Source organism: Roseivirga sp. (genome assembly GCF_034669765.1).
GTDB lineage: Bacteria > Bacteroidota > Bacteroidia > Cytophagales > Cyclobacteriaceae > Roseivirga.
The window spans coordinates 461,141-478,224 of sequence record NZ_JAXMOQ010000001.1 but is presented as its reverse complement, the minus strand read 5'-3'; the positions used below and the strand labels follow the sequence as shown (position 1 = coordinate 478,224).

Sequence of the window (17,084 nt, the reverse complement as noted above, 5' to 3'; positions counted from 1 at the left end):
TCATGAAATTAAGAGCCGACAACCTCGTCAAGACATATAAAAAAAGAAAAGTAGTCAATGATATTTCCGTGCAAGTTGAACAGGGAGAAATCGTTGGATTACTAGGGCCAAATGGTGCAGGGAAAACCACTACATTCTATATGATTGTTGGCTTAATTAAGCCTAATGAAGGAAATGTCTATCTCGAAGATGAAGATATTACCCCCTTGCCAATGTTTAAAAGGGCCAAATTAGGCATTGGATATTTAGCTCAGGAACCTAGTGTTTTTAGAAAGCTTACTGTGGAAGAAAACATCATGGCGGTGTTGGAGATGACAAAACTCCCAAAGAAATTACAGAAAGAAAAGATGGAATCTCTTTTAGAAGAGTTCAGTCTTACTCATGTGAGAAAAAACAAGGGGCAGGTACTTTCAGGAGGAGAAAGAAGAAGAACGGAGATTGCAAGGGCGTTATCTGTAGATCCTAAATTTGTGTTGCTTGATGAACCCTTTGCTGGTGTAGACCCCATCGCGGTAGAGGAAATTCAGTCTATTGTTTTTAAGCTGAAGCAAAAAAACATCGGTATTCTCATTACAGATCATAATGTGAACGAAACCCTTTCTATTACAGACCGAGCCTACCTTATGTTTGAAGGCAAACTTTTAAAGGCAGGAACTGCCGAAGAATTGGCCGAGGATGAGCAGGTAAGAAAGGTATACCTAGGTAAGAATTTCGAACTAAAGCGGAAAGTGTAAGTGGCAATAATTAACTCGATACTCACATGGGTAATGAAAAAGCGGATGTATCAAATCGGCCTTTTCATGAAGTATCCATTAGAGGTGCAAGACGAATTATTCAAGAAACTGATTACTACTGCCAGAAATACAGAGTTCGGTCGTACCCATGGGTTTGCTGACATTCAAAATCAAGAACAGTTTAGACGAGACATCCCTATCTTCTCTTATGAGGAAATTAATCCATATATAGAAAGAAACATGATGGGCGAGCAAAATTTGCTTTGGCCATCAGATGTAAAGTGGTTTGCCAAATCATCGGGAACCACAAATGCCAGGAGCAAATTCATCCCCGTTTCTTATGAGGCTTTAGAAGAATGCCACTTTAAAGGAGGAAAGGACATGCTTTCCATATACTGCAACAATAATCCTGAAACTCGGATGTTCGATGGCAAAGGACTCACAATTGGCGGAAGCCAGCAGATGAACCAATTCGACAGCAGTAAAGAGTCGTTTTATGGAGATGTTTCAGCGGTAATCATGTCTAACCTCCCATATTGGACAAGGTTTGTTCGTACCCCTGCGTTGGACATTGCTCTCATGGATGAATGGGAGTCTAAAATTGAGATCATGGCCAAAACGACCATGGACGAAAATGTGACTAGTATTTCGGGCGTACCTACTTGGACGATTATTTTGCTTCAGAAAATTATGGAGCTTAAAGGAACAGATAATATCCATGACGTCTGGCCGAACCTCGAAGTCTTCTTTCACGGAGCAGTGGCTTTTGGCCCTTATAAAAATATTTTTCAGGAGATGATTCCTTCTAGCGGAATGCATTATATGGAAACCTATAATGCTTCGGAAGGCTTTTTTGGTATTCAGGATGAAATGGGGTCTGAGGATATGTTGCTCATGCTGGATTATGGCATTTTCTACGAATTCATTCCTTTTGCCGAAATACACAAAGATTCACCCAAGGTAATTGGGCTCGAAGAAGTGGAGGAAGGCGAAAACTATGCATTGCTTATTTCTACCAATGCTGGTTTATGGAGATACAAAATTGGAGATACAGTTCTGTTTACATCCGTTTCTCCTTATAGAATTCGAATTTCTGGAAGAACGAAACATTATATAAATGCTTTTGGAGAAGAATTGGTAGTTGAAAACGCAGAAAGGGCAATTGCTGAGGCTTCAGATAAAACGGGAGCCTTGATTAATAATTTTACTGCAGCTCCGAAGTATTTTAGTCAAGACGAAAAGGCTGCCCACGAATGGGTCGTTGAATTTGAAAAAGAACCCGATAGCCTTGAAGATTTCACAAGGTTTTTGGATGAAACGCTCCGTGAAATCAACTCAGACTATGATGCTAAGCGCTATAAAGATATGGCACTGACCAGCCCTATTGTTCATAAGGCCGAAGTAGGCACTTTTTATAGATGGATGAAGGGGAGGGGAAAGCTGGGTGGTCAGAACAAAGTACCTAGACTTTCTAACACACGAGAGTATCTGGATGATATTCTAAAGATGTTAGGGGCAAATCACAAGCAAGTATTGTAAAGTAGAAGGGCTTCAACTATTTAACTGATTGAGTTTAGTCTTCTTCTATTTTATCGTACAGCCAATGGCCTTGGTGCTGTTGGTTTCAACGCTTAGCCCATTTAAAAGGGCGTCTACAGCACTTTCTACGTATCGTTTGGTGGCTGACTCAGGGTTACGGCTGTTATTGTCAATCGCACCAATATATGCTACTCTAAATTCTTGTCTCTCTTTATTTAGAACATATACTTGAGGAGTGTTTGTTGCGCCATAGGCCGCTGTGGTTTCCTGACTATCGGTGTCTATTAAATATGCAAAAGGAAATTCTTTGTCATTGGCCCTTTCTTTCATTTTTGAGTAAGAGTCTCCAGTAGAAATTTTAGGGTTGTTAGGCTGGATGGCGATTACGGGATATCCCATAGCAGCATACTTCCGATGCAAAGCTATAACTCGATCTTCATACATGTCTGAATAAGGGCAAGTATTACAAGTGAAAACAATAATATAGCCCTTCGCACTTTTATTGGTATTGAGTGATACCATTTTACCATCAATATTTTTAAGGTTAAAGTCTGGAGCGGTACCCCCTATTTTAACCCCTTGAGGAGTTTGGTTCAGTCCTCCTACTATAAAGAGAAATGATATTACAAATGCTTTAATATAAACCATAACAGTTGATCTTTATTGGCAATTCCTTTTTCAAAGCTTGAAGCTCGTCATTCTCCACCTTTCATTCAACATATTTTATGTGACTGTTGTTTAAAGAGGTTTTATTTGGATTCACAGCTTTAATCTGAAATATCCAAAATATAACTATTCTAATGAAGGTCAAAAATCACCAAATTGTTTTGACTTGGGTTTTTATTGGTGCCAAATACAAAAGAATAACCTGCTCATATGAGCGTAATATTGGGTTAACATTCAGGTCATTGGAGATTGAACTATTTGCATTTCGATTTGAGTCAACTCTTACTACTGAAAATACAATTGAAGCCTATGCTGAAAGCTGCGTTTCTGGTTCATAAATGGGCTTTCAAAAATCGATTATTATAAAGGTTTTTAGACAAAACAAAGATTGAACAAAGTCAAATAATGTTTTCCACAAAATTGAAAAGTTGTCCACACTTTTTAACATAAAACGCATAAACACTTGATTATAAGAGACTTAAATTAAGCAAGTGGAATTTGATTTTTGTTGATAAGTATTTAAAAAATCGCTCTAGGGCATTCTAGAGGGGTATATTCATAATTCTGGGGATAAATAATATTTAAAAAATGTGGGCTAATTATTGGAACAATCATTCCTTATTCTGACGCTTGAGTTTGGTGCGATAGGCACTGAAAATACGAGATTTTGACATAATTCCTAAATACTTATTGTCCTTAATCACAGGGAGATTCCATGCCCCTGTCTTCTCAAATTTTGTCATTACTTCTTCCATTTTATCGTTTGTAGAAACCGTAGCAGGTGGTTTGTGCATTAAGGCTGCCACAATAACACTTTTTTGAGATGCTGGATCAAACATAATTTCACGAATGTCGTCAAGCGTGATAATTCCCTGAAGCTCACCCTTCTCATTTACGACAGGAAAAATATTCCTTTTAGACTTTCGAACTAGGGCCACTAAATCGCCAAGGGTCTTTTCTGGGTGGATAGTGAGGAGGTCATTTTCAATTAGCTTTTCAATTTTTATCAAGCTTAATACCTGCCGGTCTTTATCGTTAGTAATGAGGTCGCCTGCCTTAATTAAACGACCAGTATAAAAGGAGTACTGCTCGAAATAACGTGAGGTGCTAAGGCCAATTGCTGAGACTAGCATTAAGGGTAAAAATAGGGTATAACCACTAGTAATTTCAGCAATAAGGAATATGGCAGTAAGTGGAGCGTGCAATACACCACTCATTACACCACACATGCCGACCAAAGTGAAATTACTAATCGAAAGAGTTTTGCCTATTCCTAAAAAATTGATGGTTTGAGAGTAGATATATCCGGTAATGGCCCCAATGAAAAGTGAGGGAGCGAAAATCCCCCCACTACCACCAGCTCCCAAAGTAAGTCCAGTGGCAATTGGTTTGATCAGCAAAATCCCTAGCGAAAAGAGAATAAGGTAAAGGGTACTGTCTTGATTTTTTAGGAAAAAGCTTTCCTTTAAAAGTGCTTCAGGGTTTCCATTGAGAATAGTGGTGATTGAATCGTAACCTTCACCATAAATTGGATGAAAAACGAAAATGATAATTCCCAGTGCTAAACCTCCAAAAACAGCTCTTCCTGTTTTACTCTTAATTTTAACTGCAATCGACTCTGTGTACTGAGTAAGCCGCGTGAAATACACGGAAACCAAACCACACAAAACCCCTAAAACCAAGAAGTAAGGAAAATCAGAAGCCAAGAATGGATCCTTCAGGTCAAAGGAGAAGAGCACATCTGGCCCTAATGTGAGCATGGAAACTAATGAACCAATTACGGAAGCGATGAGCAGTGGAATGAAGGCTGCAATAGTTACATCTGTTAAAATAACTTCGATACTAAAAATAACTCCCGCTACCGGAGAGTTGAAAATTCCGGAAATTGCTGCAGCTGCACCACAGCCAATCATTAAGGTGCGTTGCTTATAACTGAGGTGCATTAGCTGCCCAATGTTTGAGCCAATGGCAGAGCCAGTAACCACAATAGGTGCCTCTAGTCCTACTGAACCACCAAAACCTACTGTAATGGCTGAAGTAACCATACTACTATAGGTTTTTACCCATGTTATGATGCTTGATTTTTTAGAGATAGTGTATAGAATGCTGGTGATTCCGTGACCTAATTTTTCCTTCAGAAGTTTATCAGCAACAATGGAAGTAATAACAATCCCGATCAGTGGATAGATTAGAAAAAGATAATGGGCAACATCTTCTCTAAAGTCACTGAGGGTGTGTTGAATGTAATGGACGGTACTTTTTAGGAGTACGGCCGCCACTCCTCCCAAAAGACCTATAACGCCACTTAGAATTATAAGAAAGTTACGCGTACTGATGTGGCGTATTCTCCAGATTAAAAACGTTGAAAATGTCTTATTGAACTTCATAAATATTTCACTGCAAATCTCTAAAGATTCTTAGCCCTTTCCCAATATTTATCCATTTCCTGAAGGCTCATCTCTGCTATGTTTTTACCATCCTTTTTCGATTCCGTTTCTAAGAACTGAAAACGTTTTATGAATTTAAGGTTTGTTCGCTCTAAAGCCTCCTCAGCATCGATATCTATAAAGCGAGAGTAGTTGATGAGCGAGAAAAGCATGTCACCAAACTCTCCGGAAGCCTTTTCTTTGTCAATTTTAGCAGTGTCCTCAATGTTGAATTCATCTTTGAACTCCTGCATCTCCTCTTCTACCTTTTCCCAAACTTGCTCTTTCTTTTCCCAATCAAAGCCAACACCCCTAGCTTTGTCTTGAATTCGCATGGCTTTTACCATGGCAGGTAAGCCTTTAGGCACTCCGCCTAAAACGGAAGTATTTCCTTTTTCCTTCAGCTTAATTTTTTCCCAATTTTCCTTTACGGCCTGCTCATCTTTGGCTTCTACATCACTATAAATATGGGGGTGACGATGAATAAGTTTATCGCAAATGGCGTTTATGCTATCGGCAATATCGAAAGCCTTTTGTTCATCGGCTATTTTTGAATAAAACACCAAGTGAAGCATGACGTCTCCGATTTCCTTTTTGATTTCATCAAGGTTGTTTTCGAGAATGGCTTCTGAAAGTTCGTAAGTTTCTTCAATAGTCAAATGGCGAAGACTCTCCAGTGTTTGCTTTCTGTCCCAGGGGCAGTTTAAGCGCAACTCATCCATTATGGTAAGCAAGCGGTCGAAGGCGTCTAACTTTTCTTTTCTATGAAGGTCTTTTTTGGGTTGAAGCATTGAGATAAAGGCTTTTTGGGAAACTTACAGTCCAAAGGTAGCGTTCTACGCACAACTATCTTAAATTTGCAAAAAATTAGTCTACCATGATAACGCTATATTTGACCTTAGGACTTGTAGGATTGTTCTTCATATTCATGTCTGTCCGCTTAATTTTTTTAAAAAACGGAGAGTTCAAAGGGACATGTGCTTCCCAAAACCCCTTTTTGAATAAGGATGGTGCAGCCTGTGGCTATTGTGGAAAAACTGTACAAGCAGGTGAAAGCTGTGGAAACCCTGATAACGAAGTGGATAAAGTGCTTGCCAAGTTTAAGTAATCTCCCTGTTTATTTGCGGACTTCAAAAGTCGATCAAAAACGATTGTCATATTCTGTTTTTGCTAGCTTTGTAATTACAACCAACCTAACATATACGTGACCTTAATCAAATCTATTTCAGGAATAAGAGGAACCATTGGCGGTAAAGTAAACGAATCGCTTACACCAATTGATGTTGTTAAATTCTCTGCCGCTTTTGGCACCTGGGCAAAGCAAAACTCGAAACAAAATACGATTGTTATCGGTCGTGACGCTAGACCTTCTGGTGAAATGGTCTCTACCTTAGTTTCTTCTACCTTAAGAGGTTTAGGTTTGAATGTGGTTGACCTCGGCCTTTCCACAACTCCAACAGTTGAAATGGCAGTTACAGCAGAAAATGCTTGTGGAGGGATAATTCTTACCGCCAGTCATAACCCTGTTCAATGGAACGCGCTAAAACTTTTGAATGCCAAAGGCGAGTTTATCAGCGGTGATGACGGGAAAGCAGTATTAGAAATTGCTGAAAACGATGCCTATGAGTTTGCTCCAGTTAAGTCTTTAGGTACATACAGAACAGACGATACTTATATCCAGAAACACATTGATGCCATTCTGAAACTTCCATTAGTGGATGTTGAAGCAATTAAGGCGGCCAAATTCAAAGTGGCTATTGACTGTGTAAACTCTACGGGTGGTATTTCACTTCCTCCTTTGTTGAGAGCTTTGGGAGTTGTGCAAATTGAAGAACTTTATTGTGAACCTAATGGCCATTTTCCTCATAACCCCGAGCCACTTCCAGAACATTTAGGAGACATTACTAGAATTATGCAGAAGGGCATTTACGACCTTGGCATTGTGGTGGATCCAGATGTGGATCGTTTGGCTATGGTATCCGAAAATGGTGATCCTTTTGGTGAAGAGTACACCTTGGTGGCGGTTGCAGATTATGTGCTTTCACAAACCAAAGGCAATACCGTTTCAAACCTTTCTTCAACCCGAGCATTGAGAGATGTGACCGAAAAAAGAGGAGGTAGTTACGAAGCCGCTGCAGTGGGAGAAGTGAACGTGGTAACCAAAATGAAAGAAATAAATGCTGTAATTGGTGGTGAAGGAAATGGTGGAATCATCTACCCTGAATTACATTACGGTAGAGATGCCCTTGTTGGAATCGCGCTTTTCTTAACACATTTAGCTAAGTACGGAAAGAAAATGTCTCAGTTGAGAGCGAGCTACCCTAACTACCATATCTCAAAAAATAAGATTGATTTATCGCCAGACATTGATGTGGATAAAGTATTAGAAGGAATGCAAAAGCGATATGCTAAGCAACCAATAAATACCATTGATGGAGTAAAAATAGAGTTTGATAAAGAATGGGTACATTTACGAAAGTCGAACACTGAACCAATTATTCGTATTTATTCTGAGTCAGAATCGCAGGCCACTGCCGAGTATTTGGCCAATAAAATTATTACCGATATTAAAGAAATCGTTTCATCAAAATCTTGATAGAATGAAGAAGATATATTTAGACAACGCTGCTACAACACCATTGGACCCTGAGGTATTTGAGGCCATGAAACCAATGATGCTTGAGTTCTACGGAAACCCGTCTTCAACCCATGCGCATGGAAGAGAAGTAAGAACTAAGGTGGAAAGGGCAAGGAAAACGGTGGCGGAGTTGCTGAATACAACTCCTTCTGAAATCTTCTTTACTTCTGGTGGAACTGAGGCCGATAATACGGCCATTACTTGCAGTGTTGAAGCCTACGGTTTAAAGCATTTAATCACTTCTAAAATTGAGCACAAGGCGGTTTTGCAAACAGCAGAAAAGCTTGAAGCCCAAGGTAAAGTGAAATTGAGTTTTGTTGATATGGACAACCAAGGCCATATGGATTATGACCATTTGAACAGTCTTTTAAAGGACAATTCACGTTCAATGGTGTCCATCATGCATGCCAATAACGAAATCGGAACATTGAATGACATTGCCAGAATTGGCGAGATGTGTAAAGAATATGATGCCGTTTTTCATTCCGATACGGTGCAAACCATGGGGCATTTCAAACATGATTTGCAGTCATTGGCTTGCCACTTTATTGTTGGCGCAGGCCACAAATTCAATGGGCCAAAAGGCGTTGGCTTTTTAAGAGTTTGTAAGAGTAAGAAAATAGGCCGTTTTGTGGAAGGCGGAGGCCAAGAAAGAAACCACAGAGGTGGAACAGAAAACGTTTACGGCATTGTTGGCCTGGCCAAAGCATTAGAAATTGCTTATCGAGATATGGACAGCCATGCCAAGCACATTCAAGGGTTAAAAACCAGAATGATTGAAGGCTTGAAGAACAATGTTTCAGGCATTGAATTCAACGGAGATATCAGAGAAGGCCATAGCCTTTACACGGTATTGAACGCAAGCTTTCCGGCACACGAAGATAACGACATGTTGCTTTTCAATTTAGATATTAATGGGATTTCTGCTTCTGGTGGAAGCGCTTGTTCTAGTGGAGCTAATACTGGTTCTCATGTGTTAACAGGAATAAAAGCAGACCCAGAAAGACAAGGTATTCGTTTTTCTTTTGGGAAGTACTCAACAGCAGCGGAAGTAGACTACACTGTGGAAAAACTCGTTGAGATTCTAAACCCAATACACGCATAGAATTGATGAACGAATTTCGTTCCATATTACATAAGACTACAACAAGGCCAATATATCTGTTGGCCTTGCTTTCTTTTTTTCTTTTGAATTGCTCTGACGAGGACATTGATATTTCTGAACTCAGGGGCACCATTGTGGAAGGCGCTACAGTAAGTCTCAGTTGCGAATATATTTTTCAAACGGATGGTGGACGATATTATGTTCCCACATTTTTACCTGCGCAGTATAAGCAAAACGGAGCTTCGGTATTCATTAAAGGAGAAATCTTAGACGAGCTTTCTGATTGCGCCAATCTATTGGGTGACGGATCATTTATCCGAATAGAACAAATTAGCTCTGCCAATTAACCATTTAAGCATTTTCTACCATTTCTTTTAGCCCTTCAATCCAAGTCGTTGAGTTATTAAGGCTTGGTACCAAATCCCAAACTTCTCCACCAGCTTCCATAAACTCTTCCTTAAATTGTTCGCCCACTTCAACCGTAGTTTCCAAGCAATCGGCAATAAAAGCAGGAGAATAAGCCAATACCTTTTTTATCCCTTTTTTCGGAAGGTCTTTCAGAATTTCATCGGTGTAAGGCTTAATCCATGGATCTTTACCCAGCCTCGATTGAAAACTAATAGTATATTGATTTTCGCTTAAGCCCAGTTTTTCGGCCAAAAGCCGAGAAGTGTAAAAACACTGCGCTCGGTAGCAGTAACGGTTTTTTTCGTGGAATTTATTGCAGCAACTTCCGAGCTGACATTGGTTTCCATCAGATCCTTTTTTGATTTGGCGTTCTGGCAACCCATGGTAACTGAAAACCACATGGTTGTAATCAGTGGTTTCCATCAGTTTCAGTCCGTTTTCAGCAAAAGCCTGAATGAATTTAGGGTGGTCCATAAACTGATTAATGTAGCTCATGGAAGGAATGATCTGCCATTTGTTTACCACATCATTTACCTCTTGCACCGCAGAACCTGTAGAAGCTGAAGCGTATTGCGGAAATAATGGGATTACGATAATTCGGCTTACGCTGGCAGCCTTTAATTCATTTAATGCCACTTCAATACTTGGGCTTTGATAGCGCATACCCAAAGCCACCTTATACTCAGGGCCTAATAATTCTTGCAAAGAATCACGAACATCGTATCCGTAAAATTTTAGTGGACTTCCTCTTTCAACCCATAGTTTGGCATACTCTTTTGCTGACTTTGGGGCTCTTAAAGGAGCAATAATGCCCTGAACTAAGAGAAACCTAGAAAGAAATGGGATGTCTATAACTCTTCCATCCATTAAGAACTGGCGTAAGTATTTGCGAACGTCTGGTGTGGAGGGACTATCTGGTGTGCCTAGATTAACGAGTAAGACACCAATTTTTTCTTTTTGCATGGTTGGAATTTAGCCTTGATAAACCGTTTACAAAGATATTTGTTTTCGGGAGTTAGGCCAATTGATCTTTTCAATAGACAATAAAAAAGCACTATCTGTTAAGATAGTGCCTCATCTATATCGTTCAAATCTGTTGTTTTATTCTCTATTGGACTCCTCTTCCTTTAGAGAGATATTTGAGCGACCTTATTTATAGGTAGATTTATTAGAAAACAAGGCATTTGGTATTTACCCTTACCTGTGCCTAAAAAATAAATCATTAATTAGTGACTCAATTAAGAGCACACCCTCTTAACGAATCAAACCCTTTTTGGTTTTGGGTGGATGCCTTTATAGCGTTTTTTATAGATTAAACTTGAAAATAGATCCAGAATGGCCATGAAAACAATCAAACTTCAATTTAAAAATGCTGAGGGCTTTCTGCTTTCTGCAAAACTTGAACAACCCGTGGATAAGAAGCCTGTTGCCTATGCTTTGTTCGCCCATTGCTTTACCTGCTCTAAGAATTTACTTGCGGTCACCAACATTAGCAGAGCATTGACCTCTAAAGGAATTGGCGTACTAAGGTTCGATTTCACAGGTTTGGGAGAAAGTGAAGGTGATTTTGCTGACACTAATTTCTCTGGGAACATTCAAGATCTCGTTGTTGCCGCGGAATATTTAGCCAAAAACTATGCAGTGCCAAGCATTCTAATTGGCCATTCATTGGGTGGTGCTGCGGTATTGATGGCCGCCAGTCAACTGGATTTTATAAAATCGGTAGTTACCATTGGTGCTCCATCTGATACGCCACATCTTAAAAAGCTTTTTAAAAGTTCGTTAGAAGAAATTGAAGAAAACGGTAAGGCGGTGGTCTCATTGGGCGGAAGACCTTTTACGATTAAACAGCAGTTTATTGAGGATTTGGATAAAACAGAGCTGACTTCTGTCATAAGTGAGTTAAGAAAGCCATTGCTTATTTTTCATTCCCCACAAGATGAAACGGTAGACATCAAGAATGCTGAAAAGATTTATGTGGCTGCCCATCACCCTAAAAGCTATATCTCATTAGACAAGGCCGATCACTTGCTAACCAATAAAGAAGACTCTCTTTATGTAGGTGAAATAATTGCCACTTGGGCCAAACGTTATGTGGATTTGGAATTGAATGAAGAAGGGCTTGAAACTACACACCAGGTGCTGGTAAGAAATGAGAAGGAAGATGGACTCCTTTCCGAAATCATGGCGAATCAGCATTACCTAATTGCCGATGAACCTAAAGATGTAGGAGGAACTAATTTGGGTGGAACCCCTTATGACTTACTGGTGTCTGCTTTGGGGGCTTGCACGGCCATGACAATAAGGCTTTATGCAGACCACAAGAAAATGGAACTCGATGACGTGAAAGTACACTTGACCTTCAATAAACGCCATGTAGAAGATGCCATAAGCGGATCGCCAGCACAAATGGAATTTATTAATAGAGAGGTTGAACTAACAGGAAATTTGAGTGAAGAGCAACGGGAGCGAATTTTGAAGATTGCAGATAAATGTCCTGTACATAAAACGCTGACTAAAGGCTTAACTGTCAATACGAAGCTTAAGGCGTAGCCATAAATCGTTTTAATCTCAGCTTTCAGATAGAATTTTTAGCTATTTTGTCAGCTTGTTCAAAATTGAAGTAGGGATAAGATCACACATCAGCTTTAAATGACCTTCAACCAAAACACGGTTTTATTATTGGGTGGTTTCGCCATTGTGGCTGTAGCCGCGAAGCAACTGGCAGGTTTTTTTACAAAAATTAAACTGCCTTTTATTACCGGCCTTTTAGTGATTGGCCTATTCTCTGGCCCTTTCATTTTTAATTTATTGCCGAAAGGTGCGGGCAATAGTCTTCATTTCATCAACGACATTTCCTTGGCATTTATCGCTTTTGCCGCTGCTGCCGAACTCTATTTAAAAGAAGTCAGAAGTCAGTTTAATAGTATCAAATGGATGACTTTTGGACAATTGGTGGTCACCTTTGTCGTCAGCTCTATTGTCATCTATTTCATGGCGGGCATTATTCCATTTATGAGCGACTTGAATGCCGCCAATAAAGTTGCTGTCTCACTATTAATGGCCACTATTTTTGTGGCGCGCTCCCCTGCTTCTGCCATTGCCGTAATTACCGAAATGCGAGCAAAAGGACCTTTTGTTCGTACCGCCATGGGCGTAACCGTGGTGAAGGACTTTCTGGTGATTCTTCTTTTTGCTATTTGCTTTTCTGTGTCGCAGGCCTTGGTGAATGGCGATCCATTGCGTCTGAAATTCTTGCTGACTTTATTGGCAGAGCTTACCGCCTCCTTTGGCTTAGGCTTTTTGGTGGGGAAGATCTTGACGCTTCTTTTAAAGCAACGAATGCATCAGCATTTAAAAACCACTCTGATTTTGGCCACAGGTTATGGTGTTTATGCGTTTTACTATTTCGTAAAAAGTTATACCGTTGAAGAGTTCGGGAAGGAGTTTCATTTAGAGCCATTGCTGATTTGCATCATCGGTAGTTTCATCGTCACCAATTACAGTAAATTTCGCTATGAGTTTCTGAAAATTCTGGAAGAAATTGGCCCTTACGTTTACATCGCATTTTTCACACTTACGGGAATAAGCGTTTCGCTAGATGTTTTTATTGAACTCTTCGGGATTGCTGTTTTGCTATTTACACTGCGTTTAGTGACTATGGTCTTGGGCTCTTTTGTTGGTGGAGCTTTGGCTGGCGATTCTCCTTTGTTCCGTAAAATTGGTTGGATGCCTTATGTTACTCAGGCGGGTGTTGGCTTGGGTTTAGCTACAATCGTTGCCGATGCATTTCCAACTTGGGGCTCTGAATTTGCCACAGTAGTTGTTGCAGTTATTGTATTGAATCAATTTGTTGGCCCGCCACTTTTCAAATGGTCCATTAATCTGGTGGGCGAAGGCCATACCAGGGCTAATATTCCTCAATATGATGGTGTTCGTGATGCTTTCATTGTTGGCTTCGATTCGCAAAGTGTTGCCCTCGCGAGGCAACTAAAAGAACATGGTTGGGAAGCAGAATTGGTGACCAGAAAAGAAGATTTAAATGTGGAGGATTTTCCTGATCTTATCATCCATCAAGTCAAGGATTTTGATCTAGAAACATTCAAGGGTATTAATGTTGAAAAAGTAGAAGCCATAGTGCTCACACTTACCGATGATGAGAACCTTGGTATCGCTGAACTTATTTATCAAAATGTAGGTACGAAGGACATTGTGGTAAGGCTGAATCAACGTTACAATTTCGAGAAGTTCCACAAGTTAGGATGCCTTATTGTCGACCCTCATACTGCCATGGTAAGTTTAATGGATCATTTGGTGCGTTCGCCACAGGCTGCTACACTTCTTTTGGGAATGAAAGAAGGTCAAGACACTATGGACATTCAGGTGCTTAATCCAAACTTGAGAGGTATTCCTTTAAGAGAGCTAAGATTGCCCGCAGACATTATTGTGCTTTCTGTTAATCGTAATGGGCAGAGTATAATTACACATGGTTATACCCGATTGAGGATAGGAGATGTTTTGACGATTGTGGGCTCTAAAGAGAGTCTACAAAAAGTGACATTGAAGTTTGACCGATAACGAAAAAGGAGTCAACCTTTCGATCAACCCCTTTTTACAAAACAACCACATATTACAACTCTTAATTTCCTCCGTCTTTTTTCTCTTTGGTTTTTTCTTTCATTTCAGGACCGCGTTTTCTCATCATCATACGCCTGTCCATATTTTCTCGATCATTTTGGGGTGAAAAGCGACCTTCATTTCTATTTGCCCCTCTCATCATTTCGCCTCGGTTTCTTTGACCTTGAACCCTGCCTCTTTGACCATTTTTTGAGGACTCCTTTAATTTTGCGTATTGCTCTTCGGTTAGAATTTCCTTAAGTCGTTCTTCCTTGGCTTGTCTTTCTACAAAAGCATCGCGCTTCATTTCTTCTCTTAAAGCCCGCATTTTTTCCATAGAGGTTTTACGCTCTGTTTGCACTGCTTTCAATTCTTTATCCAGCGCTAATTTTTGCTGCTCATTTAAACCGAGCTTCGCTGCCATTTGCTCCGTTTGCAATAATGTCTTATTAGTATTTTGAGCTAACATTTGGTTTGCTGATACTCCGATCAAGCCTACCATTAAGATTTTAATTATTGACCTCATTTCCTTTTCGTTTGTTGTGAACCTTGGATTGAAAAGTGAGATCAAGGTTTAATGAGGGAGGGAATCAATGTGAAGCAGAAGTCGGTTGCTTTATGAGTGAGACACACTAAATGCTAGCACAGGTTGTTTTTTTATTATGGAGGAAGAAAATAAAATGGGTGGTTAGAGCACCTTAAATAGTGTGGAAACTTTGGTTTTGTCCCAAGCAATAATGAGTACAGGGCTTCCGTTTTCTTCGGAAAAATCAATGGTAAATTGTTCAACCACTTCAGGAAGTTCTTCTACTTTAGCGCTTACTCTTAAGACATCATCTTCGGGAGTATAAACAGTGCCCCAATCGTGAATTTGATTATTGAAAACGATTTGCCATTCGGTTTCTCCAGGTATGGTTACTAAAGAGTAAAGGCCTGCCTTGAGGGTTTTTCCTGAAAAAGAAACATCTCTTGATAGCTGAATAGTGGTGGCTTCGTTAGCGCCTGTTCTCCACCATTTGCCGTAAGGAACCAGCTTGCCAAAAATCTCACGATCTTTTTTGAATGGCCTACTGTAAGTAACCTCAATATTTATGGCATTGTTGTTATATGATGCAATTTCGGCAGGGCTATACTTTTTTGTCTGATAAAGCTGATACTGTTGTACGCCAACAATACCACCGACAATGACGGCTAAAATAAGTACTGCTGTGGAAAGCTTTCTTTTCATACCAAACAAATATAAGGATTCTGATTTCTAAGACTCGCAAAAAGCCTCAAGGATTATGCCGAGACTGGATAAACGGAAATTTGCTTTTTCAGTAATGCATTGCACATGTTGAAAGCCTTTTCCATATCTTTGCCGCATGGCACAAAATGACGATAATCAGCTTAAAAAAATCGCAGGGCATGCGAAAGAATACGGTTTTATATTTCAATCCAGCGAAATCTATGATGGCCTTTCTGCCGCGTACGACTACGGTCAAAACGGAGTTGAACTAAAAAATAACATTAAGCAGTATTGGTGGAAAGCCATGGTGCAAATGAATGAAAATATTGTGGGCATTGACACCTCAATTTTCATGCACCCCACTACTTGGAAAGCTTCAGGTCACGTAGATGCTTTTAATGATCCTATGATCGATAATAAGGATTCGAAAAAAAGATACCGTGCCGATGTTTTGGTGGAAGAATATCTGGACAAAATTGAAGCTAAAATAACCAAAGAAGTAGAAAAAGCGGAGAAGCGTTTTGGCGATGCTTTCGACAAGGAGCAGTTTATGGCTACCAACCCTAATGTGTTGAGAAATCAACAGAAGATGGATGAAATTAGCCAGCGTTTAGGCAATAGTTTAGAAACCGAAAACTTGGCCGATGTTAAAGCGCTTATAGAAGAATTAGGCATTGCTGACCCAGTTTCTGGTTCAAAAAATTGGACAGACGTTCGTCAGTTCAACCTAATGTTTTCTACAGAAATGGGCTCTGTGGCCGAAGGCGCCAGCAAAATATATTTACGTCCAGAAACGGCTCAAGGAATTTTCGTCAATTTCTTGAACGTTCAAAAATCGGGTAGAATGAAAGTGCCTTTTGGGATTGCCCAAATTGGAAAAGCCTTCAGAAATGAAATTATCGCGCGTCAGTTCATTTTTAGAATGCGTGAGTTCGAACAAATGGAAATGCAGTTTTTTGTAAAACCGGGCGAAGAATTGACTTGGTATGAAAGCTGGAAAGAAAAGCGAATCAAATGGCACAAAGCCCTTGGTTTGGGTGATGAAAATTACCGTTTCCACGACCACATTAACTTGGCGCATTACGCTAATGCCGCAGCCGATATTCAGTTCAATTTCCCTATGGGCTTTAAAGAATTGGAAGGAATTCACTCTAGAACGGATTTTGATTTAAAAGCACACGAGGAGCACTCAGGTAAAAAACTTCAGTTTTTCGATTCAGTTGAAAACGAATCGTTTGTGCCTTATGTAGTAGAAACATCGATTGGTTTGGACAGAATGTTTTTGGCGGTATTGAGTGCTGCTTATACGGAAGAAACATTGGCAGATGGAAGTGAAAGAACGGTATTAAAAATACCAGCAGCTTTGGCACCATATCAAGTGGCTATTTTGCCATTGCTTAAAAAGGAAGATTCAGGACTGCCTCAGAAAGCTAGAGAAATCTTGAGCGACCTTCAGTTTGACTTCAATTGCCAATACGATGAAAAAGATGCGATTGGTAAACGTTATAGAAGACAGGATGCGATTGGTACCCCTTATTGTGTAACTGTAGACCACCAAACTTTGGAAGACAATACGGTTACGCTTCGCGATAGAGATGATTTAAGTCAAATCAGAATTTCTGTTGAAGCGCTTAAGGCAAAACTTACGGAGGTAACTTCGATGACCAATTTGCTTAGAGAATTGTAATAGCAATTCACTATTTGGCCTAATTTACTGCGGTCT

At 39.9% G+C, this 17,084-nt stretch carries 15 protein-coding genes; 9 read left to right on the top strand and 6 right to left on the bottom strand.

Annotation, left to right across the window (positions count from 1 at the left end; genetic code table 11):
* Window positions 1-2: 2 nt before the first annotated feature.
* Window positions 3-734, top strand: coding sequence for an LPS export ABC transporter ATP-binding protein (lptB, locus tag VOI17_RS02070; RefSeq protein ID WP_068410816.1), 732 nt, complete (start codon window positions 3-5; stop codon window positions 732-734).
* A gap of 33 nt (window positions 735-767) precedes the next feature.
* On the top strand, window positions 768-2,273 hold the full coding sequence (locus VOI17_RS02065; RefSeq protein WP_323755786.1) for a GH3 auxin-responsive promoter family protein: 1,506 nt from the start codon (window positions 768-770) through the stop codon (window positions 2,271-2,273).
* Between the two features lie 45 nt (window positions 2,274-2,318).
* On the opposite strand, the gene VOI17_RS02060 is transcribed toward VOI17_RS02065, so the two are convergent.
* From VOI17_RS02060 to mazG, 3 genes are all read right to left on the bottom strand, one after another.
* Window positions 2,319-2,921 carry a thioredoxin family protein gene (locus VOI17_RS02060; protein WP_323755574.1) on the bottom strand — a complete coding sequence of 201 codons (603 nt, stop codon included), beginning with the start codon at window positions 2,919-2,921 and terminating at the stop codon, window positions 2,319-2,321.
* A 629-nt stretch (window positions 2,922-3,550) separates the two neighbouring features.
* Window positions 3,551-5,326, bottom strand: coding sequence for a chloride channel protein (locus VOI17_RS02055; RefSeq protein WP_323755573.1), 1,776 nt, complete (start codon window positions 5,324-5,326; stop codon window positions 3,551-3,553).
* A 20-nt stretch (window positions 5,327-5,346) separates the two neighbouring features.
* Window positions 5,347-6,156, bottom strand: a complete 810-nt coding sequence (gene mazG, locus VOI17_RS02050) for a nucleoside triphosphate pyrophosphohydrolase (RefSeq protein WP_323755572.1) — start codon at window positions 6,154-6,156, stop codon at window positions 5,347-5,349.
* A gap of 86 nt (window positions 6,157-6,242) precedes the next feature.
* Here mazG and VOI17_RS02045 point away from each other — a divergent pair, with 86 nt between their 5' ends.
* From VOI17_RS02045 to VOI17_RS02030, 4 genes are all read left to right on the top strand, one after another.
* A complete protein-coding gene (locus tag VOI17_RS02045) occupies window positions 6,243-6,473 on the top strand; it encodes a hypothetical protein (RefSeq protein ID WP_323755571.1) in 231 nt (76 codons plus the stop codon).
* 96 nt (window positions 6,474-6,569) lie between these two features.
* Window positions 6,570-7,961 carry a phosphoglucosamine mutase gene (glmM, locus tag VOI17_RS02040; protein WP_323755570.1) on the top strand — a complete coding sequence of 464 codons (1,392 nt, stop codon included), beginning with the start codon at window positions 6,570-6,572 and terminating at the stop codon, window positions 7,959-7,961.
* A gap of 4 nt (window positions 7,962-7,965) precedes the next feature.
* Complete coding sequence (locus tag VOI17_RS02035) at window positions 7,966-9,108, top strand: cysteine desulfurase family protein (protein WP_323755569.1); 1,143 nt, start codon at window positions 7,966-7,968, stop codon at window positions 9,106-9,108.
* Between the two features lie 5 nt (window positions 9,109-9,113).
* Entirely contained in the window at window positions 9,114-9,455 is a 342-nt protein-coding gene (locus VOI17_RS02030; protein WP_323755568.1) for a hypothetical protein, read from the top strand.
* Window positions 9,456-9,459: 4 nt separating this feature from the next.
* On the opposite strand, the gene hemH is transcribed toward VOI17_RS02030, so the two are convergent.
* Window positions 9,460-10,479, bottom strand: a complete 1,020-nt coding sequence (gene hemH / locus VOI17_RS02025; protein ID WP_323755567.1) for a ferrochelatase — start codon at window positions 10,477-10,479, stop codon at window positions 9,460-9,462.
* A 378-nt stretch (window positions 10,480-10,857) separates the two neighbouring features.
* On the opposite strand from hemH, the gene VOI17_RS02020 reads away from it, so the two are divergent.
* On the top strand, window positions 10,858-12,069 hold the full coding sequence (locus VOI17_RS02020) for a bifunctional alpha/beta hydrolase/OsmC family protein (protein WP_323755566.1): 1,212 nt from the start codon (window positions 10,858-10,860) through the stop codon (window positions 12,067-12,069).
* Between the two features lie 99 nt (window positions 12,070-12,168).
* On the top strand, window positions 12,169-14,094 hold the full coding sequence (locus VOI17_RS02015; RefSeq protein ID WP_323755565.1) for a cation:proton antiporter: 1,926 nt from the start codon (window positions 12,169-12,171) through the stop codon (window positions 14,092-14,094).
* A 61-nt stretch (window positions 14,095-14,155) separates the two neighbouring features.
* On the opposite strand, the gene VOI17_RS02010 is transcribed toward VOI17_RS02015, so the two are convergent.
* Together VOI17_RS02010 and VOI17_RS02005 are read right to left on the bottom strand one after the other, a co-directional pair.
* Window positions 14,156-14,659: a hypothetical protein gene (locus VOI17_RS02010; protein WP_323755564.1), complete on the bottom strand. Its 504-nt coding sequence runs from the start codon at window positions 14,657-14,659 to the stop codon at window positions 14,156-14,158.
* A 162-nt stretch (window positions 14,660-14,821) separates the two neighbouring features.
* Window positions 14,822-15,361 (bottom strand): DUF2911 domain-containing protein, encoded by a 540-nt coding sequence (locus VOI17_RS02005; RefSeq protein ID WP_323755563.1) that lies wholly within the window; start codon window positions 15,359-15,361, stop codon window positions 14,822-14,824.
* Window positions 15,362-15,497: 136 nt separating this feature from the next.
* Here VOI17_RS02005 and VOI17_RS02000 point away from each other — a divergent pair, with 136 nt between their 5' ends.
* The gene (locus tag VOI17_RS02000) at window positions 15,498-17,048 is read left to right on the top strand and encodes a glycine--tRNA ligase (protein WP_323755562.1); all 1,551 of its coding nucleotides are present in this window, start codon (window positions 15,498-15,500) and stop codon (window positions 17,046-17,048) included.
* Window positions 17,049-17,084: the final 36 nt, after the last annotated feature.